This is a genomic window from Phytohalomonas tamaricis, from assembly GCF_003012345.1.
GTDB classification, from domain to species: Bacteria; Pseudomonadota; Gammaproteobacteria; order Pseudomonadales; family Halomonadaceae; genus Phytohalomonas; species Phytohalomonas tamaricis.
This window is the reverse complement of record NZ_PVRV01000021.1, coordinates 241,390-264,303: the sequence shown is the minus strand read 5'-3', so window position 1 is coordinate 264,303 and position 22,914 is coordinate 241,390. Positions and strand designations below refer to the sequence as shown.

Below are 22,914 nucleotides of genomic sequence, written 5' to 3'. Positions count from 1 at the left end.
GGGCCGTCGTTACCGAAATAATTCCAGAAAACCTGCTTTTCTCAAGGGGCGACGATGGGAGTGGCCTTCAACTGCGACACTTGGGGTTCGACACCCTCGAACAACGAACCGTGCTCGAACCAGGAGCGCGGCGCTGGTGCTCCCCACAAGGTCTGGCGCTGCGGATCCTTCAGATCCCACTTGATCGGTTCAAGATCTGGATCGACGGTCTGGTAGTCGGAACAATAGATCTCGATGCGGTGGCCGTCCGGGTCGAGGATGTAGAGGAAGAAGGCGTTAGAGATGCCGTGTCGCCCCGGACCGCGTTCGATATTGCTGACATAGCCGGTGGTGGCCATCAGATCGCATAGATCGATGATGTTGAGCGGGGTCGGCACCCAAAAGGCAGTATGGTGTAGGCGCGGCCCTTCGCCGTTGGTGAAGGCGATGTCGTGAACGCCGCCTTTGCGATGCATCCAGGCCGCCCACAGTTTGCCGCTCTCTTCATCTTCGGTGTATTCGGTGACGCGGAAACCGATGCTGTTGTAGAACTCGACCGCTTTGTCGACGCTGGGAGAGAACAGGTTGAAGTGGTCGATACGCAGAGGCTTGACGCCGTGATAGAGCGCGTACTGCTGATGGATGGGCGCCAGACGGTCCATCTTGAAATAGAACTCAATGGGCGTATCGAAGCAGTCAAGCGTGCGCAACGTGCGGCCTTGGTAGGGGCGCTCGACCCACTCGACCGGATGTCCCTGCGTTTCGAACCAGGCATATGCCTTATCCAATTCTTCTTCATCGAAGACCTTAAACGATAGCGCCTGAGCCGCCGCGGTAGCGCTTTTCTCGAGCACGATGCAGTGGTGACCGCGCTCTTCCATCGCGCGCAAGTAGATGCGCTTATCATCCTCGTCCGTGACCTGCAGGCCGAGAGTGTCGACATAGAAATGGCGGCTCTTGGCTAGGTCTGTGACGCCGAAAACGACGTGACTCAGCCGAAGGACGTTGAAAGCGGGATAGAGATTAGGAGCAGAAATGGGCATGGAATGTCTCCGTGAGCCACCGGGCGAGGCGGCGGCTGGCCACCTCGCGAGGTAATGTTATTAACCTAGTTTCGGTACCTGATGGACTTTACGCGGGAAGGAGACGTTGACCGTCTCCATGTAGAAGTCAAATGACCAGTCGCCACCATCGCGGCCAATACCGGAAGCCTTGACGCCGCCGAAGGGCGCTGGCAGGTGGCGGATATTCTCGGAATTGATCCACATCATGCCGGCCTCTAGTTCGTCGGTCAGACGCATGGCGCGGTTAAGATCGTTGGTCCACAGATAAGCGGCCAGCCCGTATTCCGTGTCGTTGGCGATGCGCAAGGCGTCTTCTTCATCCTTGAACGGAATGGCAGTCAGCACCGGACCGAAGATTTCCTCTTGGGCGATCACCATGTCATTGGTGGCGTTAGTAAACAGGGTCGGGCGAACGAAGCAGCCTTCCTCACCGACTTTTTCACCGCCGGCGGCGATGGTCGCTCCCTGCTCACGGGCCTTGTCGAAGTAGGAGAGCACTTTTTTCTCGTGTTCCGGGTGAATTAGCGGACCGACTACGGTCTCTGGGTCAAGCGGATGCCCTATCTTGACATTGCTGGCGATCTCGGCGACACGGCGGGTGAACTCATCATAGATGCTCTCCTGCACCAGCAAGCGAGATGAGGAGGTGCAGCGCTCGCCATTTAGCGAGTAAATCATGAAGCTGGCCGCATTGACGGCGCGATCAATATCGGCGTCGTCGAAGACGATGAACGGATTCTTACCGCCCAGCTCAAAATGGAAACGCTTCAGAGTTGGTGCTGCCTGAGCCATGATCAGCTGGCCCGTGCGGCTCTCACCGACGAAGGCGATCGCCTTGATCCCCGGGTGTTGGGTCAAAGCCTTGCCGGCGTCCTCGCCAAAACCGTTGACCAGGTTCAGCACGCCCTTGGGTAGACCGGCTTCCTCCGCGATCTCGACCAGTAGTTTTGCTGTCATGGGCGAGAATTCAGCCGGCTTGTGTACCACGGTGCAGCCGGAGGCCAGCGCCGGAGCGATCTTCCAAGTCGACAGCATGAACGGCGTGTTCCACGGCGTTATGACCCCAACCGGGCCCAATGGGCGCTTGGAGGTGACGTTCATCTGGGTATCGTTGCGCAGCGCCAGACCGTCCTCGGCTTCCGGCGCCTTGTCAGCAAAGAAGCGGAAATTGGCCGCGCCACGGATCGCTGCCTTGGACATGAAGCGCAGTGCCTGACCGGTATCCATGCACTCGGTAAAGGCGATTTCCTCGGCGCGCGCTTCGATCGCTTCCGCGACCTTGATCAGAATGGCGCGACGTTCCTTGCCAGAGGTCTTGCTCCAGGTCTTGAAGGTCTTCTGGGCTACCATGACAGCGTGATCGATATCGCTGGCTCCGCCCCGTGCGACCTTTGCCAGTGGCTGGAGGTCGACCGGCGACAGGGTCTCGAAGGTTTCGCCCGAAACGGCAGCGACCGATTCACCGTTGATATGGTTCATCACCCCTTGCTCGCGGAAGCGCTGCATGTGTGCCTGCGCGCGGGCAATATTCTCGTTCAAGGTACTCATCAAAAATCTCCTGGTATGTCGACAGGCTCAGGGTTTCGAAAGCTCACCGTTTCGACAGGCGGGCATGTATCGGAGTGTCTTTCCAGCTCAGCTCGGCGTTGATCTCGCGAATCTCCAGCGAGAGCGCGAAGTGAGATGTGGAAAGCGGTGTTGTGAGAGCTGCTTGTACCGCCGAAAAGATGCGATTCCCGGCTGCCTTGAGAGCAGATGTCTCACGTCCTGCCCCGACGGAAAGCGTCATCGCGACGAAGTCGTTATCGGGGTGGTCATCGGCGACGATGCAGTGGTCGGCAGCGAAAGCGCGCACGCGTATGCCAGCGAGGGGAAAGAGGTCATTCTCCTTCATTGCTTCCCAGGCGGCCTGGCAGACGTCGCGCATGTCGACGTGCCTTTCGATGTTCGGCGAATACTCGATATGCAAATGTGGCACATCATTCTCCTTTAGGTGGCACTTATGGCCTGGGCGGCTTGACCGCACAGTGGCTTCCCGCTCGGGAGCCTAAATCCATGAAAAGTACTGTGTCGATATTATTAACATATTAACAATAAAATCTTGTCTGTCTGTCAAGTAAGTTTTTTGCGTTCCGCATTAATCTTGCAAAAGTTACTTGCTAGATATCATATAAGGAGCACTAGGCGGCGATTTCATGCGACTTTAAGGGCATGTTGCGTTTCCTTGATGAATATCAGGTTCATATATTAACTATTTTTTCTCGGTTGGGAGATGGGGTCGACTAAGGTAGGTAGGTTAATTATGAAAAGTACAATGAAGGCTTTGTAAAACACATCCCCAAGAGCGCTGGGTTTTATCAGCATAGAAAATAGAAAAATGTTAACCCGCTCATGACCAGAGAATGCTGCACACGGGCGGCGGCTCAAGTGGGAATCTCAGCGGCATCCTTCAGGCCGACTATTGACGACGCGGCCGAGGTATCCGGACCGTCCGAACAGTAACGAGGTAAAGATCATGCAGTTTCATCATTACGGCTATGTATCCAGGGATCCTCGAATTCAGCCCGCGGCCGGTGTAGGCCTCAACCGCTCCGAGACGCTGCCTGATGAAGTGGATGTGCTCATTGTCGGCTCTGGGCCTGCCGGTATGATCACGGCGGCGCAGCTCTCTCAGTTCCCCGGCGTCAGCACCCGCATTGTCGAGCGGCGTGCTGGTCGGCTCGAGGTCGGTCAGGCCGATGGCATTCAGGCTCGCAGTGTCGAGACCTTTCAGGCGTTCGGGTTCGCTGATCGCATCATCGCTGAAGCGTACCGTATTACCGAGATGGCGTTCTGGAAGCCGGACCCAGAGAATCCAGAACATATCGTACGCACGGCGCGCACGCCTGATGATCCCGCCGGTATCAGTGAGTTTCCTCACTTGATCGTGAACCAGGCCAGAGTGCTCGACTATCTTGCCGAATCCGCTGTGAATGGCCCCGCACGCATTCGCCCTGATTATGGCTTTGAGTTCGAGGATATCGCGATCGGCGACGAAGGCGAGTATCCAGTTACTGTCACCCTTAGGAGCACATCGGGGAGTCAGGAAGGGCAGACGCGAACCATACGCGCCAAGTACGTCGTTGGTAGTGACGGTGCACGCAGCAAGGTGCGCTGCTCGATCGGGTGTACACTCGCTGGCGATCAAGCCAACCACGCCTGGGGCGTCATGGACGTGCTGGCCGTGACCGATTTCCCCGATATTCGTACTAAATGTGCGATTCAGTCACGTTCGGGCGGCAGTATCCTGCTTATTCCCCGCGAGGGAGGATATCTGTTTCGTATGTACGTGGATCTTGGTGAGGTGCCCGCAGATGGCAGCAGCGCCATTCGTGAGACGTCTATAGAGCAGATTATCGCCAAAGCTAATGAAATCATGCATCCCTATACGTTGGATGTGCGTAATGTCGCTTGGCATAGCGTTTACGAAGTCGGCCACCGGCTCAGCGATCGCTTCGATGATGTTGAAGATCCCGCCTCGGGGCGCCTGCCACGAGTGTTCATAACCGGTGACGCCTGCCACACGCACAGTGCCAAGGCGGGGCAAGGCATGAACGTGTCGATGCAAGACGGCTTTAATCTCGGTTGGAAGTTGGGGCATGTGCTATCGGGGCGCAGTCCCGCAAGGCTCCTTTCCACCTACTCGGCCGAACGGCAGGTCGTTGCCAAGAACCTAATCGACTTCGACAAAGAGTGGTCAACCATGATGGCCAAGCGTCCTGAGGAGTTCGAAGACCCCTCTGAACTCGAAGAATTTTATATGCGTACTATCGAGTTTCCGGCCGGGTTCATGACCGAGTATGCACCGTCGCTCATCACCGCCGAGACACGGCATCAGGCGCTCGCTACCGAGTTCCCGATTGGCAAACGCTTCAAGTCAGCCATGGTGTCGCGCGTTTGCGATGGTAATCCGCTACATCTTGGTCATCTGGCAAGCGCCGACGGACGCTGGCGGCTCTATGTCTTTGCCGACTCGGCCAAGGCTAACGAGCCATCGGCCGTGGATGAACTCGCCAATTGGCTTAAGACGGCGCCGGATTCGCCGTTGCAAGCCAGCCCTAAAGATATTGATCCCAACGCTTGGTTCGATGTGAAGGTGATCTACCAGCAGACCCATGATGAGGTCGATATAGCAAGCGTGCCCGGGGTGTTCATGCCGCAGGTTGGCCCGTTCGAGCTTACCGATTATGGCAATGCGTTCGGCATCTTGCCTGATGAGGATATTTTCGAAACGCGGGGCATTAATCGCGACGGGGCCGTCGTAGTGGTTCGTCCCGATCAGTATGTCGCGAACATTCTGCCGCTATCGGCAACCGAAAAGCTGGCGGATTTCTTTGGGCCCATCATGAATAGGTAGCGCATTCTGCAACGAGAAGAGGCGGGGCCAGTCAAAAAGCTGGTCACCGCTCTTTCCGCGATATGAGTACGAAAAGTACAAACTGTCTGATAATTACAGTATGCCTACTGTTATTTCTATAAATAATGTATCGCTATTTCATGAGTCTGTTTTCTCTGTCCAATGTCTAATCATTAATTTATTAATAAAAATATAGAATGCCGGTACTGTAATAACAACAATGCGGAGAAAAGCTCATGAATGGATCTGGTTTTGCACTGCGCCGCTCGTCTCTAATCTTCTGGTTCTTTTGTAGTCATTCGCATCGTGGCAATGAAGACCATGCGCGACGTCGAGCGCGCACCTCGCCACTCCATGGCCGAGCGTCTGGCGAGTCTCCGTGATGTTGCACCGATTATGGTGATCTTTGCCGTTGTAATCGTTGGCCTCTATGGCGGTTGGGCTAATCTGACCGAGGCCGCTTCGATCGGTGCTGCCGCTTGTGGGCTCTATGCTGTGCTGCGTGGCGGCCTGGGCTGGCAAGGGCTTTATAAAAGCCTGGTGGGCACGGCGGAGGCAACTGCCATGATTTATCTGGTCGTGGTCGGTGCGGACCTGCTCAATAGTGGCCTGGCACTGGGACAGCTGCCGATAGCGCTGGCGGAATGGGTTCTGAACAGTGGCCTTGCGCCGCTAATGGTACTGCTGATTATTCTGCTCATCTATCTGTTGCTGGGATGCGTGATGGATTCGCTGTCGATGATTCTACTTACTATTCCGATCTTCTATCCGATCATTTTGCAACTTGATCTATTCGGACTTGATGCCACAGACAAGTCGATCTGGTTCGGCATTGTGGCGCTAATGGCCGTGGAAATCGGCCTGATTACTCCGCCCATGGGCATGAATCTTTTTATCGTACAAAGGTTCAGTAGAGGCACAACGCTTGCCACAGTTAGCTGGGGCATCCTGCCATTTATTGGGGCAGACATAGTACGTATCGGTATTGTTGTTTTTGTACCGTACCTTTCGTTAATTTGGTTATGAACGTAAGACATCTTCTTTGTATGCACAAAGAAGCTAAGGAATATTTACACGACATGTAGGCATAGATTTTAAACAAAACAAACCAGGTGGTGCTTACATATGCGTCCTTATCAATAGGCCTTCTCAGTTCTAGCCATGACATTAATCATGCTAAAGAATATTAAGAAGCTTTGTAAGTAGTTGGCAGGATTGAGCAAAATTAAGGCACCAGGATTCAATAAATTCACCATCTATATCTGTTTATATATATGTTATTTGTAAGAGGTGTAACCTCAGTAGAGATGACTTCATTTATCCAACTATTTCCGACATTACGATAGAGAAGGTGTTTGATATGCATCCGATAGATTTCAGCAATCTAATTGTTCAGCTCAAGTCTTCTGCTCTAGATCTATCCGGTGAGGTGTCGACGGTACGAAAGGGTTTCTCCGAAATGATGAGCGGGCTACCGTTGCTTGATGATCTGGTTTATCGGGAACGTGATATCGGCGGCGTGAGAGGCATTTGGGGGGAAGGCCCTTGGAGCGAATCGGATCATGTCCTGCTTTATATCCATGGCGGTGCCTACGGATTCGGTAGCGCTCGAGACTACTTGTCGCTTGCCTCTAATCTTGCGCAAGACTGCGGCGCGCGATTTTTTACAGTCGATTATCGCTTGGCGCCAGAGCATTCATATCCGGCAGCTTTGGAAGATATTCTTTCAGCTTATAGAGGGCTTTTGGAGCAGGGCTATACACCCAGGCAAATAGTTGTGGCCGGTGACTCGGCTGGGGGCGGGGCAAGTGTAGCTATGCTCACAGCGGCAAGAAACGCCGGCCTGCCAATGCCGGCTGCAATAGCCGTCTTTTCTCCATGGTGTGATCTCTCATTATCAGGTTGCAGCATGCAACACCTTGCAGAAGTCGATTATCTGCTGACACGTGAAGGATTGGCCAAAATGGCGAAGTGTTACATCGGCGAACGAAATCCCCAAGATCCCTTGATATCTCCAATATATGCAAACCTCACGGGTTTACCGCCAATGCTTATTCAGGTTGGCTCCCACGAGATTCTCTTGAGTGATGCTACCAGACTCGCAGAAAAAGCAGGTATGGATGATGTTGATGTCCAACTGCACATCTGGCCGGAAATGTTTCATGTTTGGCAGATGTTTGCCTCAGCTCTTGGTGCTTCACGTAAGTCCTTGAACCTAGCTGGTACCTTTCTACGCGAACACTCTTCCACTTCTGCTTGATCTTTCCTGACCTAATAAGGTGAACGAGCATGTCGAAAGCGCATAAATCTTTTGAACACGAAGGCGATATTGATATCGCTATTATCGGGGCTGGCATAGCGGGTATGTACATGCTTTACCGCGCCCGGGAATTGGGCTTGAAGGCGCAAGTATATGAACAGGGAGACGAGGTAGGTGGTACCTGGTATCGGAATCGATATCCTGGCTTGCGCTGCGATGTTGAGAGTATGGATTATTCTTATTCTTTTTCTGAAGAGCTTCAGCAAGAATGGAAATGGAGTGAGCGTTTCTCTACTCAAGGTGAAATTTTACGATATCTTAAATATGTAGCAGAAAAGTTTGATCTTCGACGTGACATTAACTTCAATACCCGCATAGTTTCGGCACACTACAACGATGAAAATGGATTATGGAGAATTAAGAAAGAGAATGGTGAAACTGTCACTTCACTTTATTACGTCATGGCGACCGGTTGCCTCTCAGTACCGAAGGAGCCTAACATTAATGGAATTGACGACTTCAAGGGAAACATCTACTACACAACAGACTGGCCGAAAGAACCGGTAGATTTCTCTGGGAAGCGTGTTGCCGTTATCGGTAACGGTTCGTCCGGAATACAAGTTATTCCTATTTTGGCAGAACAGGCGCAGCATTTAATGGTATTTCAGCGAACCCCTAGCTTCAGTCTACCGGCATACAACGGACCAATTGATCCAGATTATGCTCAGGTGCTCAAGGATAACTACACCGAGCACAGACGATTTGCTCGGGAAGATAGTATTGGTGGAATTCCCTTTGTAAGCTATGACAAGTCAGCTTTCGATGTCAGTCCGGCTGAGCGTTGGCGTGTTTATAATGAATTATATCAACGTGGTGCTCCTTTTGCTTTTCAGTCAGCTTTCAATGACCTGCTTACAAGCGAAGATGCAAACCATACCGCAGCAGATTTCATTGCTGATAAAATTCGGCGCAAAGTAAATGATCCAGACGTTGCGGAAATGTTAATTCCACATGGTCAGTATGTGGCCACACGTCGTCTGTGTATGGATACGGGATATTACGAAACCTTTAACCGCGACAATGTCACTCTTACCAGTTTAAAGCATACTCCAATTGAACGTATCGTTCCGGAAGGTATTCAAACTTTGGATCAACTGCATGAGTTTGACTGTATTGTATTTGCTACAGGTTATGACGCAGTAACGGGGGCGTTGTTACGGGTCGACATACGAGGAAAAGAAGGACTTTCATTGGCTGAAAAATGGGAAGATGGCCCACGCTCCAACATGGGAATAATGGTAGCTGATTTCCCGAACATGTTTACTATTACTGGGCCAGGAAGCCCTTCCGTGTTAAGTAATATGTTCGTATCCATCGAGAACCATGTGGATTGGATTGCCAACTGTATAAAATATCTTGGAGAACATGGAAATACACATATCGCAAGCAGCAAAGAAGGCGAGGCCGATTGGGTCGCACATGCTAACGAGGTGGTGAGTAATACGCTTTTTCCTAAAACCAACTCTTGGTATATGGGGGCCAATGTGCCGGGTAAGCCGCGTGTATTCCTCGCATACATAGGCGGCGTAAATAATTATCGCAAGATCTGTGACCAAGTTGCTAACTCAGGTTATCCAGGTTTTGTAATCCATTAGATCTTTCTCACGGCGAGGTGGAAGGATGTTATTCGATGGAAAGGTAGCACTGGTAAGCGGCGCAGGATCGGGAATTGGACGTTCTATTGCTCTTTCCTACGCCCGAGAGGGGGCCAAAGTAGTCATTGCGGATCTGAATGAAAACAGTGGAGAGGAAACTCGTGACCTAATTCTCTCAGACGGAGGGGATGCAATATTTGTTCGAGTGGATGTGACCGATGATAATAGTCATCTGGCGCTGGTATCTTCAACTCTCAAGCATTATGGAGGTTTGCATGTGGCTTGCAACAACGCAGGCATCGGTGGGAAGCCTGTTGATGTTGAAGAATGTTCGCCTGAGGTATGGCAGAGAATTATTGACGTCAATCTTGTCGGGGTCTTTCTAGGCATGCGGCGACAGCTTCCCGCGCTTGTTGCAGGAGGCGGGGGAGCTATCGTTAATGTTGCATCTGTGATGGGAATGGCTGGGTTTGCTGGGCACTCTGCTTATACTGCGGCCAAGCATGGGGTGGTTGGATTGACCAGAAGTGCTGGTCTGGAATATGCAACGCGGAACATTCGTGTAAATGCGGTAGGTCCTGCATTCATAGATACGCCGCTATTGAAAGATCTGCCAGAGTCTGATCGTTCGGCACTTGCTGCGTTGCATCCGATAAATCGACTAGGCCAACCCGACGAGGTTGCAGAGCTGGTACTCTGGCTCAGTAGTGACAAAGCGTCTTTCGTCACTGGGTCTTACTATCCGGTCGATGGTGGATACCTAGCACGCTAAAGACCAGGTGCGGCTATTTTCCTTACAGACTTCTTTCCCAACGCTTTTATACTTTTACGTATTTGATGTTTCAGGCAAAGCCTCTGATGCAATGCCTGAAACATCGGTGCGCTTAGTAATCATGCGTTGCTTTCTTGTTCACCGAGACTAAGTTCTGCTTAATCTATTACTGGTATGCAGTTAGCCCCAAATCCCTAAGCATTTGACCTACCTACCACGTATGGCTAAAACGAACACGCATCTCATCATTTCTAAAAGTATTTTTACTATTAGTAGGAGATGAATAAGAAATCATCAACTTATTATTCCTATCAAGGTCGAATCCAAACGCAATACTTCCCCGCGTTTCCTGTAGCCTTGTGTCTGGGACCTTTGTACCGTTAAGCTTTATTTCTCCTCCGTTTTTATACATTAAAGAAAGTGCGCCATAAATTGAGCTTGTAAAATCATACGATGCCGTGAACTGGGCGCTGAGTATAGGCGACTGTTCTAGCGTTTCACCTAGATAATCATTGTTGTTACCATATACCTCAGCTTCCAGATTGCTTTCCAGATACCAGTTCTCTCCAACACCAATTGTATTGTTGTATGTCAGCAAGACCTCCCATCTATTTGCCCCGGGAGAGGTACCAGGACTGTTGGAGTCATACTCACCAAGCGGCAAAGACACTAACGCCATAATCCCGCTATAATATTTTTCATGTGGATTATTAAATAAGAAAAACGCTCCGCCGAAAAGAGGGTCTCCTATTCCTGATGCATGATTCTCATCAACGGAACCCGGCATTCTTAAATTGATATCGGCATACGGTAGAATAAATTGAGGTGTACAAAGGTTTCCACAAACATCTGAATACCAAACTTGTCGGTAGAGTAACGAATTAACTTCAAGGTTTTCTTTCCCTCTAGGTGGAGCTCCAGCAAAGTCATGTGCACTCTGGTGACCATAATAAAGTACCGAAACAGCGGTGCCCGGTGGAGCTGCGATAAAATCTCTTGCATCTATCGTACCTGCTGCGTACGAGTATTCTGAAAGATATACCAATGCTGTGAATGGAATGCTCACAAGATATGTTCTATTTATTTTCATAAATTCTCCTTAATTTTTTAGATTTCTTTTCGCATATTATCCAAGTGGCTTACAAATAGTTTCAAGATATTTTTATTAATTAATTATATTTGCGAATAGATATTTAAATTATTAGCCGGTCTGTATATATTAATGCAAAAAGTTGATTACAAATTATATTGCCCGATATATTATTTATTGACGATGCCGGACATATAATTGAGCGAGAGTGACGTGGAGGTTTTCCGTATAAAATACAATCACTTATATCTTCACGACTTTGGTATAGTATTAACTGTTGATGAGCCTTTGGGCCGCGAAGTACACAAGTAGGTAGGGGGGCATAAAAAGAATATGGTACGCATTACTATTAGCGTATCCCCATGTTGAATTGTTTCTGGCGCCGCTTGAAATACATAGTCAAAACCTGGAATCATACCGTTTTTGACTTCTCGAATATTTGAGCTTTCTTTACTTGCACGCCTCGCTCTAAGACCCAGAGTGGCATCTAACGCTTCGATATCCTGATTGGAATGCTTCTCCATCGAGGCGGAGGAGCAAAACCAGTCGACTGGTTTTGCACAATGTTCTGTCATGGCGAGAGTAAGGCTAGGCTGGGGGAACTGACACGGACAGGTATTGAATCGGGTATATGTTGTCTTGCAAGAACCGTAGAACAGGCATTGACATCCTTACAATTTCTACAGGCATGCCGAGAGCAGCTTATATAGATGTACTCAATTTCAAGATAGCTATTTTTCTCTCTATCCAGACCGGAATTTACGCATTAAAAGCTTGCGTACTTACTCCAGCACCAGCTTTAAATATTATCTGCATAGTTAACACACGTAACAGGTAAATGATGCTAATTACTCAAAAATACTTGGTATCTGAAATCATAATGGACTTTCGTCGATACGGTCTGATCTTTCTATTCTGTTATGATTTTAATTGCTTTTTAAGCAGTATGTTTTGCTTTTGATAGAAATAAGCATTTAATCTTATCAAGTTACAAAAAATAAAAGGTACTTCCAACACCATTCCTCTGATTAGTAACTTAAACTCCTTAACATTGATAAAGCATATTATTCTGAGTATGGCCCTATGATTTCTAGATTCTGACGACGCACGCCGGCGGAACAAGGAATATCATGCTAACCCTTATACTTTTTTTTCACCAGTTCGAACACTGGTAAAAAATGCTACCGATAAAATCCTACGAGTATAATATTCCCCGACAATAGCGCTACCAGACGGGATATGGCTGTACCAACTACGATGGTAGTTCAAATTTAATATGCGCGGCAGTCAGCGTCATGTCACTGGCAGAAAGGTTCAAGCGGTGACAACTCGATGGCACTAGCCTGACGACAATTGGTGGTACTGAAAGGCCAGTCATGCTTCTTGCCTCGCGGCACCGCTTTCCCACTTTGAACCAGAGGATTTTGTGATGAGTGACAATCAGGCGGCTGCATCCGAGGCGGTCCAGGCATTTTTCAAACGCGCTACCGGCTCGTTTATTAATGGTGACTTCCGAGCAGAGGGTAATTCGCGTGACATTATAGACCCCTCAAGCGGTGAGCCGCTGGCAACGATAGCAGAGGGCAATAAAGAGTTAACGGATGAAGCCGTTGCATTGACCAAGGCAAGCTTCGACGACCGTCGTTGGCGTGACCTGTCGCCAGCGGCGCGGGAGCGCACGCTGTTGCGCTTTGCCGATCTGGTCGAGCAGCACGGCGAAGAGCTAGCACAGATTGAAACCCTTAATCAGGGTAAATCCATCCATATTGCTCGTGCAGTCGATGTTGGTTTTTCGGTTGATTTCATTCGTTATATGGCAGGGTGGACGACCAAGCTTGAAGGTAGTACTCGAGAAGTGTCGATCGGTATGCCTGAGGGCACTCGTTTCAATGCTTATACGCTGCGTCAGCCGTTGGGTGTAGTGGCGGCTATTGTGCCGTGGAATTTTCCCATGATGATTGCATTATGGAAAGTTGTACCGGCACTGGCTGCTGGCTGTTCTGTGGTACTCAAACCCGCTTCGGAAACACCGTTGAGTGTGCTGAGACTGGCAGAGATTGCAGTCGAAGCGGGATTGCCCAAGGGGGTATTCAACGTAGTGCTGGGCTCGGGTTCGGTAGTGGGTACACGGCTGGCCGAGCACCCTGACGTGCAGAAGGTTACCTTCACCGGCAGCACAGCGATCGGCAAGCAGATTGGTCATGCTGCTGTCGAACACATGGCGCATTTCTCACTGGAACTGGGTGGCAAGAACCCGATGCTGGTGTTGGAAGATGCTGATCTGGAAAAGGCTGTCAACGGTGCCCTGATGGGGGGCTTGCTCAACCAGGGCCAGGTGTGCGCGGCGGCATCACGCTTTTATGTACACCGCAGCCTGCATGATGAATTCTGCCAACGCCTTGCTGGAGCAGTCGACGGCATGCAGGCAGGCCCCGGTATGGATCCACAAGCACAGGTTACACCGCTGGTATCGCAGCGCCAGCAGCAGAGCGTGCTGGCCTATGTCGAGCGAGCACGTGATCAGGGAGCTGAAGTACATGTCGGTGCCGAGGTGCCATCACAAGGCTACTACGTATCACCTGTAGTGATCAGCAATGCTGCACACACCATGGAGATCGCTCGGGAGGAGGTGTTCGGGCCCGTATTGACCGTCATCCCCTTTGACGATGTAGAAGAAGCGCTTGCCATGGTTAACGACAGTGAGCTGGGACTGGCGGCCAGTCTATGGACGGATAGTCTTGCTCAAGCGATGCATTTGACGCCGCGGATTGAGGCAGGCACCGTCTGGGTTAATACTCACGTTACTCTGGACGCGAGTCTTCCCTTTGGTGGCTTTAAAATGTCCGGCCTGGGCAAGGAGTTCGGTCCCGAAGCGGTGAACGCTTATACCGAGCTCAAGTCGGTCTGCATCGCTTACTGATCTGCATTAGCTTACCCGCCCCTTAGGGGAGCGGGTAAATCAATGCATGATGACCTGACTGGATCAGGCGACGCAGGCAAGCCGTGAGCGACGATATTCTCGTGGTGAGCTGTCGAATTCGCGTTTGAATGAGCGGCTGAAGTGAGCCGAATCACTGAATCCCCACTTGTAGGCGATCTGGGTAATTGACCAGTTGGTCTGCGCCGGGCTGGCGAGTTCTTCAGCACAGCGCTCAAGCCGCCGACGCTGTACATAGCGGCAGATGGTCTCGTTGTGCTTTTCGAAAAGCCGGTAAAGTTGGCGAATGGAAAGATTAAACTGCGCTGCCAGCAGACCCGGGCCCAGTTCATCTTCCTGCAGATGCTGATCAATGAATTGCTGTATGCACAGATAGAGCATGTCTCCACCCTGCTCCAACAAGGGCGCTGACGATAGTTGGTGCTGATGAATGGAGGGCAGCAGAGCAATCAGCGAGTCAGAGATACCGCTGTTTATTTCGCTATGGGGCAACTGACCCGCCACCATGCGGCTTACCACAAGTTGGAGGATCTGGCCGCTGGCACAGTCAGCATTGACTTTCATGAAAGGCACCGACCGGTGACCAAAGCGGCGAATTACCTCTTCACGAGGGAGATGAAAGGAATCGTGCTCAATCAAGCCATGAGGAAAAATTTCGCTTTCCTCGGCGGAATCCAGCAGCGCCATCTCGCCTGGCCGCATATCAAGCTTTGTGCCGTTCTGTACGAGGGTAGCTCTTCCCTGTTTTTGAACGATCAAAAAGCAATGACTGCTATCATCGCTATGTCGATGGGACCAACGACGCACAATGCGCTCGACGTTGGTTTTGATCCCTGCAATTTCTATTCCGCCCTCGAAGCGCTTCGAAACACTTCCGTTAAAACTTTGACGATGCAGAGGCGTGGAGTCGAAGCTGCCACAAACCTTGCGTAGGGCGCCAAGCCAATCATCAAATGAAAGGATCGGGGTATCCGCGGATAGCATGAGACCTCCTTGACGGTTCCATTCTTATTAATATATTAATGTTTGTATGGACACTGTAGAGAAGATGCTGCAGCGATACTAACATTCATTAGTCAAAGAAAAATTAGTCTTCCTTTTCCAGCCTCTTTCTGGTGAGTGGCAAAGCCACCGAACTCCAGTAAGCACCAGCGCTTAAAAATCATCACAAGGCGTGCAGCGCTGATACTGTCACGGCTCCCTTATGAAAACGGAAGTACCTTTTAATCTGATCCCATCGTTGACACAGACCATCGAAGCGCTGCGCTCAACATGCTTTACACGCCGATTGGTTACCCTGATGCGTGCTCTCCTTGAGTCTGATTGTGTGGTCATCATCGGTCATCGTCCGGGGCGGCATCCGATCTACCTGTTTGACTCTATTGTTCGCCAACGCGAGCTGCTGTTTCAGTACTATTTAATGCAGGCCTGGCAGCGGGATCCCTTTCTGTTGTCCCTCGACAGCGAAGGGCAGGAAGGGGTCTTTCGTTTCGCGGATGTACAGGCTTCGGCATCGCGGGAATACGTAGATAGCTTTTATCATCACACTGGCTGGCGGGGTGAGTTATGTCTTTCCATTCGCTTGGATGACAAACGCTGGGTGGTCCTCTATTTGGGCGTCATCGACGACGAGCGCCACTTCACCCGCGAGGATTTTCGATGTCTGATCAAATATTTTGATCTTTTGAGGGTACTCTGCCTTCAGCACTGGGAGCGCGCCCCGTTCCATCTGGCGTCCATGCCGCAAAGCCATGACGGCGTGCCCGGGAATATGAGCAGGCAACTAAACTGGGTTTTCACTACTTTCAGAGCTGAGCTGCTGACGCCACGCGAGCAGCAGGTCGTCGCGTTAATGGTCCAGGGCCTGGCACCTGATGAGGTTGCAGAGTGCCTTGGCATTACCGTTGGCATTGCCCGAAACCATCGCAAACACATTTATGCGCGTTTTGGCATTGGCTCAACCGGTGAGCTATTCCGGCTCTTTCTCAATCATGTGATTACTCTCGCCCCCCGAGAGGAAAAAACCTGACATTGTCCTTTTTGGGATATCGCCTCCATTCCGGCCGACAGTTAGCCTCTGATACCACTATTTTCATTGCTGGAGAGAGAAAATGACGCTGGATGCTGGAATCCTGTTAAGTGATCTTGAGCGAAGGGTGCAAGCGAGGCTTGATTCGACGCCGAGGTCGACCGCGTACCGACTGCATTGGAAATCTAACAATTTCGGCCGGTATCCAAATGACGATGTACTGGAGCAGTGCCACGTCCGCCGACGATAACTGTGGCGCACATTCGACGGGAACATCATATAAGCGGTCATTTGTACAGTGTTCGGCACGTAACGTAGTCGGGTCTTTGATGTGCATGTGCTCTATACACTGGACTGCACTGTGCTCTCTTGCGAAGGCGAGATCGATAGCATCAGTACTTTCAGCTGGAGTATCGCCCAGAAAATCGCAGTCCGGGATAGTCACGCCGCTATCTGAAATGCCAGGCATCGATCGACCAGCTCTACCTACGGTAGGCAACAGCATCTTTTGGCTAGCGAGCAACTGTAGAAGCATCGCGTCGACGTCCTGACGGCGCGGCATGTTCACGGCCTGCTCCGGTTGTGCCCAAGTGTTTGCAGGACCGGGTGGCGACAAGGTGGGCTCAGCCTGTACCTTCAACAGGCTTGGAAAATCCGGTGTAGCGCCCATCGGCAGCGGGCTATTGCTGGCCCGTACGGCATTCGGCAAAACATGAGGTACTGACGGCAAGGTACGAACGCTGGTCATAAAAAATCCTTTGATTAGAGACTGGCGCACCGTTAAATCTCAGGCTTCCTTTGGTAGCCAGCGCGGTCACGTCTCAATGGTCATCAACCACAAGGCTACCTACTAATAGGTAGGCAGTCAACTACTACCTTGCATGAATTTAGTGTCGATTTTCACTGCTTAGTGCATCTGGTCGCTAAATGCGATGAATCAACACGAAAATACCTACTATTGATACCCAGCTCATGTGCCTTTGTCTGCGGGCGGCTGAAGCGCGCTCTTGAGCGGCTCACCCACGTGCATCCCAACGCCTTGGCGACCCCGGCAGATATGGCCGCAGCATAGGTGACTTATGGCAGGACGTTATGAGCTTTCCCAGCATAGCTGGTCGCTGATCAAGGACATCGTCTCACCCACTCAGGCGATGGGCCAGCCAAGGTGTGATGACCGCCTGGTACTGAATGGCATCTTTTGGGTGCTATGCTCGAGAGCCAAATGGTGCGGCTTGCCGGAATGCTACGGTCCCTGTTCCACGGTATATGCGCGATTCCTTCAGTGGCGTGATGATGGCACTTTCGACGGTCTCCAGCTCAAGCTGCGCGATGACGGCGTGATGGACCTAGGCACGTGGATGATCGACCCCATGGCCGTTCGCGTTATCCGTTCCTCCTCGGAAGGCGGCAAAAAAGGAGTCAGGCGAACTGGTAGGCCAATCGTTGGGCCGCAGCCGAGTCGGCTTGACCACTAAGATCCATCTGATCTGACCGACAAGGAGCCCGGCGCAATCAAACGTAGCTATCGCAAGCATGTACACATCGTCGAAGCGCTGCAGAGGGGCGACCCGGATGCTGCTGAGCGTGCCATGCTGCTCATCTCGGTGCGTCTATCGCACAACTAAGAAGAAAATGTTCTTTGCGCCCGAGTTCAAGCGGTTATGATTTGGAAGAAAAGTGAGACCGAGTTATTAACTGGTGGTCAGGGGGAAGGCACTGAGACCTGTTAACATTATGGAGTCTCTATTTTTCTAGAACGATCACAATGAGTCGAACAACTACGGCTGTGAAAGAAAAGTAGGCTACGTCGCGTCCCTTGTTTTTAACTTTAATATCTTTCATGTAAGGGAGCGACGTTCCGGAGGCCCTATGCGGCTTTTGGGACAAGCCGGTTCAGTCGTCCAGCCTATGGACCATTCTTGACAAGTATTCTACTAGAAGGTAGATATGGTAAGTATGAGTAACCTTACAAGTACCTCCGACAAGATCCTTCAATGCGCGCGCTCCCTGGTCATCGCTGGGGGCTACAACGGCTTCAGCTATGCTGATATCGCCGAGGTCGTCGGCATTCGCAAGGCAAGCATCCACCATCATTTCCCAAGCAAGGTCGATCTGGTTCGGACACTTTTGGAGCAATATCGCGAAGAAGCGAAGACGGGGATCGCTGCATTGGAACGCTATCATGCTGACCCTGTGGATCAGCTTCGTGCCTATACAAGTTACTGGGCGGAATGTATTGGTGATCCCACAAGCGCCTTTTGTGTATGCGCATTGCTCGCAAGCCAGATACCCGTGCTGCCGCCAGAGATCGTGCTCGAGGTCCGGGCGCATTTCCGCATGCTATCGGCATGGCTGACCTCTGTCCTGGACAAGGGCGCAACGCAAGGAGGGTTCGTCCTTGCCGGCACCGCTCGATCCGAGGCGGAGGGATTCGTGGCTGGCGTACACGGTGCGATGTTGTCGGCTAGGGCCTACGGCGACGATAAGGTGTTCAAGGTCGTCACTGATTCCCTGATTGAAAAGCTCGTGTCTAATCGCTCGTAAAACCGAGCTGGCAGGGGAGGAGTCTTTCATAACACTAGAACCTACCATCTAGTAGGTAGACAATAGGTTTGATCCCTGTTAGCCTTGGATCGGAAGGCGGCTAAACCCGTCCACATCAACCTATCTACTAGTAGATAACCTGGAGTCAAAATGTTACGTCAACTTGTGGTGGGATTTGTCACTGCCGCGGCTATTGGCTCTACGACGTTGGCTCAGAGCGCAATGGCTGAGCCCATGAACGTACGCGGTACTATCGCCAGTTTCAGCGATCGGTCATTGAAGGTAAAAACGCGCGAAGGCGAGACCGCCGATATTGCGCTAGCAGAGGGGGCAATGTTTTCGGGGGTTAGCCGTGCAGCGATTACCGATATCAAGCCTGGCAATTACGTCGGTATCGCTTCGCTTCCCATGAAGGACGGCGGTAGTGGTGCTCTCGAGGTACTGATATTTCCGCCAGCCTTGAAGGGGGCCGGTGAAGGTAGCTTCGGCTGGGATCTGAAGCCCCAAAGCACCATGACTAACGCCACGGTCGCAGACGCTGTCAAAGGTGTGGATGGCCGAACCGTTACCGTCACTTATCACGGAAAAGAGAAGAAAATCACCATCCCCGAAGGAACGCCTGTCGTTACCCTTGCACCGGCCACCAAGGCTGATCTGAAATCGGGAGCAGTCGTCTTCGTCCCCGTCGAGAAAAGCACGGATAACAGCTTGACCGCGAAGCAGGTCGTCGTTGGCACCAATGGTGTCGTCCCGCCGATGTGACTGGAGGTCGCCACCGGCCTGGATTCAGGATTCTGCCAGGCCGGTGGCGCGTTCGATCTCGCAAACGTTGCGCTGTTTCGACCCATGCAGCTAAACCATCAGGACCGACCCATGAATCAGGAGACGCGACCGCTCCGATCGACACCTCTCCAATCGACACCGCGTCGGAGAACCATCTTCATCCGACGCCATACCGTGGTTACCCGCTTGTCGCACTGGCTGAATGTGGTGTGCCTGAGCTTTCTGATATTGAGTGGTCTTCAGATATTCAACGCTTACCCTCGACTCCACTGGGGCCAATACGGCATGGATTCCGATCCTGCCTTTCTCACGATAGGGGCGAGTGAAAATCATGGAATGCCGCAGGGTTTCGTGAAAACCGGCTCTGGCACTATTCCTACAACCGGTGTGCTGGGCCTGTCGAAGGTGGAAGGCGAGTGGGCGTCGCGTGCGTTTCCGACGTGGCTCACGTTTCCGTCCTATCAGGACCTTGCCGCTGGCCGGAACTGGCATTTCTTTTTCGCCTGGGTGTTCGTCATCAACGGTCTCATCTACCTGGGGCACGGCGTCTTGAGCGGGCATTTTCGGCGTGATTTGGCAGTGAGGCGGCACGAACTCGCACCGCGTCATATCTGGCGGGAGATCCTGGATCATGCCCGCTTGCGCTTTCCCGCCGGCGAAGCTGCCCGGCACTATAACGTGCTCCAGAAATTAACCTACATCGGTGTCATTGCAGGGCTACTACCGTTGATGATATTGACGGGGTTAACCCTGTCGCCGGGCATGGATGCGGCGTTTCCGAGTCTTCTCGATATCTTTGGCGGACGCCAGTCCGCCCGATCGCTTCACTTCATCACCGCTTCGCTGCTGGTCGTGTTCGTGATCGTTCACGTCGCCATGGTCATCCTCTCGGGGCCCTGGAACAACCTGCGTTCGATGGTCACGGGGCGCTATGCGATCCGCAGGAAGGAGCCTGACGCATGACAGATCTTACGCGCCGTCGCTTTCTGATCGGCAGCGCTCTGGGCGTGAGCGCGCTCGCGCTGTCCGGCTGCGACAGGCTGGAACAGAATCCTGAAGTGGGAGGCGTGATTCGCTCCGCCGAGAAGCTGACCATGAGAGCCCAGAGACTGCTTCTGGGCCGTGACGCGCTCGCCCGCGAATTTGCCGAAACGGACATCTCGCCAGCGTTCCGCGTGAACGGAACCAGCGCCCCGGACGGCGAGGCGTATGCGCAGCTAGTCGAGGGCAACTTCGCCAACTGGCGGTTGAAGATCGACGGGCTCGTCGACCGCCCGCTGGAGCTCTCGCTGGCAGACCTCAAGAAGCTTCCTGCACGCACCCAGATTACTTGTCATGACTGCGTCGAAGGGTGGAGTGCCATCGCCAAATGGACCGGTGTTCCGCTCGGAAGTCTCCTGGCTGCGACCGGACTCAAGCCCTCGGCGCGATTCGCGGTCTTCCATTGCGCTGACGAGCTCGAAAAGACGCTCGACGGCAGTGGTCGATACTATGAAAGTATCGACCTCATCGACGCTTTCCACCCGCAGACGATCCTCGCGTACCGGATGAATGACCGGGATCTATCGGTGGGTCACGGCGCACCGCTGCGTCTCAGAGTCGAACGACAGCTGGGTTACAAGCAGGCCAAGTACATCATGCACATCGAGATCGTCGACAGTTTCGCGGCGTTATGGGGCGGCAAGGGTGGCTTCTGGGAAGACCGGGGATACGAGTGGTACGCCGGGATCTAAGCGGTGTAGTCGACCTCGATACTCGACCCCAAGTGGGCATGACAATATGCGCCTTATTCCGTTTGTTCCTCAAGGCTACTTACTAGCCGGATGCCGATGATGAATGGTTACACAGGCTTCACCTTCGCCAGTCAGGAGGAATGGCTCAAGTGTTATTACTTCTTCCGCGCGGGCTTTGCAGCCGCATGGGCAGAAGCTGCCTTCACGCTGGGCTGCCCATCTTCGCTATTCGCGATGACCTTGCTCATCGTGTATCCCGCTTGGGATGCCGTAGCCAATGTTATCGATGCGGAACGCAGCGGCGGCTTGGGCAATAATCGGATGCAGGCCATCAATGTCTTCATCAGTGGTCTCGCGACACTCGCCGTGGTCGTGGCGCTGCAGATGAGCAACAACTCGGTGCTCGCGGTATTCGGCGCCTGGGCGATACTCTCGGGCCTGCTGCAGCTGGGTAGCGCCGTCGGACGCTGGAAGCGTTTTGAGGCACCGTGGGCAATGGTCATGATATTGAGCGGCGTCCAGTCTGCGTGGGTCGGCGCCTTCTTCATCTGGTTGGCCCGATCACCGGAGCCACCTTTGATTACCAATGTGGCCGGCTATGCGGCGCTGGGCGCGATCTATTTCCTGATATCGGCAATATGGATGTCCGTGAACGATCTGCGACACCCGGCTTCTTGAACGACCTCAATGCGACGAGACGAAATCCGATCTGGCGAACGCAGGCGGTATCGCGAAACTCTCCCGCATCCGCTTCGCCTCGGCGGCCGGCGTCAATCCGAAAAGACGTTTGAATTCCCGATTGAACTGCGAAGGGCTCATGTAACCCACGGCATGGCAGGCAGCCTCCGCCGTCATGTCCTGACGCACCATCAACAGACGTGCCTGATGCAGACGGGTGGATTTCACGTACTGCATGGGCGAGGTGTGCGTAACGGTTTTGAAGTGGTTGTGGAACGTGGGAACGCTCATGCCGGCTTCACTGGCCAGCTGTGACAGATCGAGCGGCTGTGCATAGGTCGCGTGGATGCGGCGTAGCGCCTTGCCGATCTTTCCGAACTGCCCCTGCATCGCCAGCGCCGCACGCATCGCATTGCCCTGGGCGCCGGTGAGCACGCGAAAATACAGCTCCCTTACCAAAGCCGGGCCGAGAATCGCCGCGTCGAGCGGCTGATTCATCGCTTCGAGAAAGCGCACCACGGATCCCCGCAGCGCAGTATCCATGGGGCTGGACATCAAACTTTGTGGCGCATCTTCCTTTGCCGGCGTTTGATTGCGGTCGATCTGGATCATCAGTTCGGCGGCGAGCTGAAAATCCAGATGCATGTAAATGGCCAGCAGCGGATGTTCCGGCGTCGCCTCGGTTTCCATCGTGAATGGTACTGGCACCGCGACCGCCAGATAGTGCTGTTCGTCGTACAGATAAACCTGGTCACCGAAAAAGCCCCGTTTTCGCCCCTGGCACACGATAACGATGCCTGGGTCGTACAGGACCGGGGTCCGCGACAGAGGACGATCCGAACGCAGGATACGCACGTCGGGCAGTGCGGTCAGGTTGTACCCCTCGTTCGGCGCCAGCGTCTGAAGCAACGCCACCATCTGTCGTTGTTCGGTCGACTGTGAGGCGTGGATGGGTTTCTTCATGTGTACCGATGAATTTATAAGAATAGGCAA

The 22,914-nt window shown here is 52.4% G+C and carries 20 protein-coding genes and 1 pseudogene; 14 read left to right on the top strand and 7 right to left on the bottom strand.

The window, feature by feature from the left end; genetic code table 11:
* Positions 1-41: 41 nt before the first annotated feature.
* From hpaD to C3Z11_RS10925, 3 genes are read right to left on the bottom strand one after another with little or no spacing between them, the layout of a single operon-like run.
* Positions 42-1,022: a 3,4-dihydroxyphenylacetate 2,3-dioxygenase gene (gene hpaD / locus C3Z11_RS10935; RefSeq protein ID WP_106477983.1), complete on the bottom strand. Its 981-nt coding sequence runs from the start codon at positions 1,020-1,022 to the stop codon at positions 42-44.
* A 60-nt stretch (positions 1,023-1,082) separates the two neighbouring features.
* The gene (hpaE, locus tag C3Z11_RS10930; RefSeq protein ID WP_106477982.1) at positions 1,083-2,591 is read right to left on the bottom strand and encodes a 5-carboxymethyl-2-hydroxymuconate semialdehyde dehydrogenase; all 1,509 of its coding nucleotides are present in this window, start codon (positions 2,589-2,591) and stop codon (positions 1,083-1,085) included.
* A 43-nt stretch (positions 2,592-2,634) separates the two neighbouring features.
* A complete protein-coding gene (locus C3Z11_RS10925; protein ID WP_106477981.1) occupies positions 2,635-3,021 on the bottom strand; it encodes a 5-carboxymethyl-2-hydroxymuconate Delta-isomerase in 387 nt (128 codons plus the stop codon).
* 537 nt (positions 3,022-3,558) lie between these two features.
* On the opposite strand from C3Z11_RS10925, the gene C3Z11_RS10920 reads away from it, so the two are divergent.
* From C3Z11_RS10920 to C3Z11_RS10900, 5 genes are all read left to right on the top strand, one after another.
* On the top strand, positions 3,559-5,439 hold the full coding sequence (locus tag C3Z11_RS10920) for an FAD-binding monooxygenase (RefSeq protein WP_106477980.1): 1,881 nt from the start codon (positions 3,559-3,561) through the stop codon (positions 5,437-5,439).
* 312 nt (positions 5,440-5,751) lie between these two features.
* The gene (locus tag C3Z11_RS10915; RefSeq protein ID WP_106477979.1) at positions 5,752-6,465 is read left to right on the top strand and encodes a TRAP transporter large permease subunit; all 714 of its coding nucleotides are present in this window, start codon (positions 5,752-5,754) and stop codon (positions 6,463-6,465) included.
* A 334-nt stretch (positions 6,466-6,799) separates the two neighbouring features.
* On the top strand, positions 6,800-7,699 hold the full coding sequence (locus C3Z11_RS10910; protein ID WP_106477978.1) for an alpha/beta hydrolase: 900 nt from the start codon (positions 6,800-6,802) through the stop codon (positions 7,697-7,699).
* 29 nt (positions 7,700-7,728) lie between these two features.
* The gene (locus tag C3Z11_RS10905) at positions 7,729-9,354 is read left to right on the top strand and encodes a flavin-containing monooxygenase (protein WP_106477977.1); all 1,626 of its coding nucleotides are present in this window, start codon (positions 7,729-7,731) and stop codon (positions 9,352-9,354) included.
* Positions 9,355-9,379: 25 nt separating this feature from the next.
* The gene (locus C3Z11_RS10900) at positions 9,380-10,126 is read left to right on the top strand and encodes an SDR family NAD(P)-dependent oxidoreductase (protein ID WP_106477976.1); all 747 of its coding nucleotides are present in this window, start codon (positions 9,380-9,382) and stop codon (positions 10,124-10,126) included.
* Positions 10,127-10,337: 211 nt separating this feature from the next.
* Here the strand turns inward: C3Z11_RS10900 and C3Z11_RS10895 are convergent, their stop codons facing one another.
* Positions 10,338-11,216, bottom strand: a complete 879-nt coding sequence (locus tag C3Z11_RS10895; RefSeq protein ID WP_106477975.1) for a transporter — start codon at positions 11,214-11,216, stop codon at positions 10,338-10,340.
* Between the two features lie 1,429 nt (positions 11,217-12,645).
* Here C3Z11_RS10895 and C3Z11_RS10890 point away from each other — a divergent pair.
* Entirely contained in the window at positions 12,646-14,136 is a 1,491-nt protein-coding gene (locus tag C3Z11_RS10890) for an aldehyde dehydrogenase family protein (protein WP_106477974.1), read from the top strand.
* Positions 14,137-14,199: 63 nt separating this feature from the next.
* On the opposite strand, the gene feaR is transcribed toward C3Z11_RS10890, so the two are convergent.
* Complete coding sequence (gene feaR / locus C3Z11_RS10885) at positions 14,200-15,138, bottom strand: transcriptional regulator FeaR (protein WP_106477973.1); 939 nt, start codon at positions 15,136-15,138, stop codon at positions 14,200-14,202.
* A 220-nt stretch (positions 15,139-15,358) separates the two neighbouring features.
* On the opposite strand from feaR, the gene C3Z11_RS10880 reads away from it, so the two are divergent.
* Entirely contained in the window at positions 15,359-16,183 is an 825-nt protein-coding gene (locus tag C3Z11_RS10880; RefSeq protein WP_262927363.1) for a helix-turn-helix transcriptional regulator, read from the top strand.
* 106 nt (positions 16,184-16,289) lie between these two features.
* Here C3Z11_RS10880 and C3Z11_RS10875 read toward each other — a convergent pair whose 3' ends face one another.
* Entirely contained in the window at positions 16,290-16,931 is a 642-nt protein-coding gene (locus C3Z11_RS10875; protein WP_106477972.1) for a hypothetical protein, read from the bottom strand.
* Positions 16,932-17,262: 331 nt separating this feature from the next.
* On the opposite strand from C3Z11_RS10875, the pseudogene C3Z11_RS10870 reads away from it, so the two are divergent.
* The 7 genes and pseudogenes from C3Z11_RS10870 to C3Z11_RS10840 all read left to right on the top strand — a co-directional run.
* A pseudogene (locus C3Z11_RS10870) lies at positions 17,263-17,671 on the top strand (transposase); the annotation flags it as partial.
* On the top strand, positions 17,671-17,808 hold the full coding sequence (locus C3Z11_RS17195) for an FCD domain-containing protein (protein ID WP_317450671.1): 138 nt from the start codon (positions 17,671-17,673) through the stop codon (positions 17,806-17,808). The pseudogene C3Z11_RS10870 and the gene C3Z11_RS17195, both read left to right, overlap by 1 nt.
* A 331-nt stretch (positions 17,809-18,139) precedes the next feature.
* A complete protein-coding gene (locus C3Z11_RS10860) occupies positions 18,140-18,727 on the top strand; it encodes a TetR/AcrR family transcriptional regulator (protein WP_106478049.1) in 588 nt (195 codons plus the stop codon).
* 150 nt (positions 18,728-18,877) lie between these two features.
* Positions 18,878-19,489, top strand: coding sequence for a hypothetical protein (locus C3Z11_RS10855; protein ID WP_262927362.1), 612 nt, complete (start codon positions 18,878-18,880; stop codon positions 19,487-19,489).
* A gap of 111 nt (positions 19,490-19,600) precedes the next feature.
* Positions 19,601-20,473, top strand: coding sequence for a cytochrome b/b6 domain-containing protein (locus tag C3Z11_RS10850; protein ID WP_106477970.1), 873 nt, complete (start codon positions 19,601-19,603; stop codon positions 20,471-20,473).
* Positions 20,470-21,243 (top strand): molybdopterin-binding protein, encoded by a 774-nt coding sequence (locus tag C3Z11_RS10845; RefSeq protein WP_106477969.1) that lies wholly within the window; start codon positions 20,470-20,472, stop codon positions 21,241-21,243. The genes C3Z11_RS10850 and C3Z11_RS10845 overlap by 4 nt, the downstream gene beginning before the upstream one ends.
* A 99-nt stretch (positions 21,244-21,342) precedes the next feature.
* Positions 21,343-21,921, top strand: a complete 579-nt coding sequence (locus C3Z11_RS10840; protein ID WP_106477968.1) for a hypothetical protein — start codon at positions 21,343-21,345, stop codon at positions 21,919-21,921.
* A gap of 6 nt (positions 21,922-21,927) precedes the next feature.
* Here the strand turns inward: C3Z11_RS10840 and C3Z11_RS10835 are convergent, their stop codons facing one another.
* Complete coding sequence (locus C3Z11_RS10835; protein ID WP_262927361.1) at positions 21,928-22,884, bottom strand: AraC family transcriptional regulator; 957 nt, start codon at positions 22,882-22,884, stop codon at positions 21,928-21,930.
* Positions 22,885-22,914: the final 30 nt, after the last annotated feature.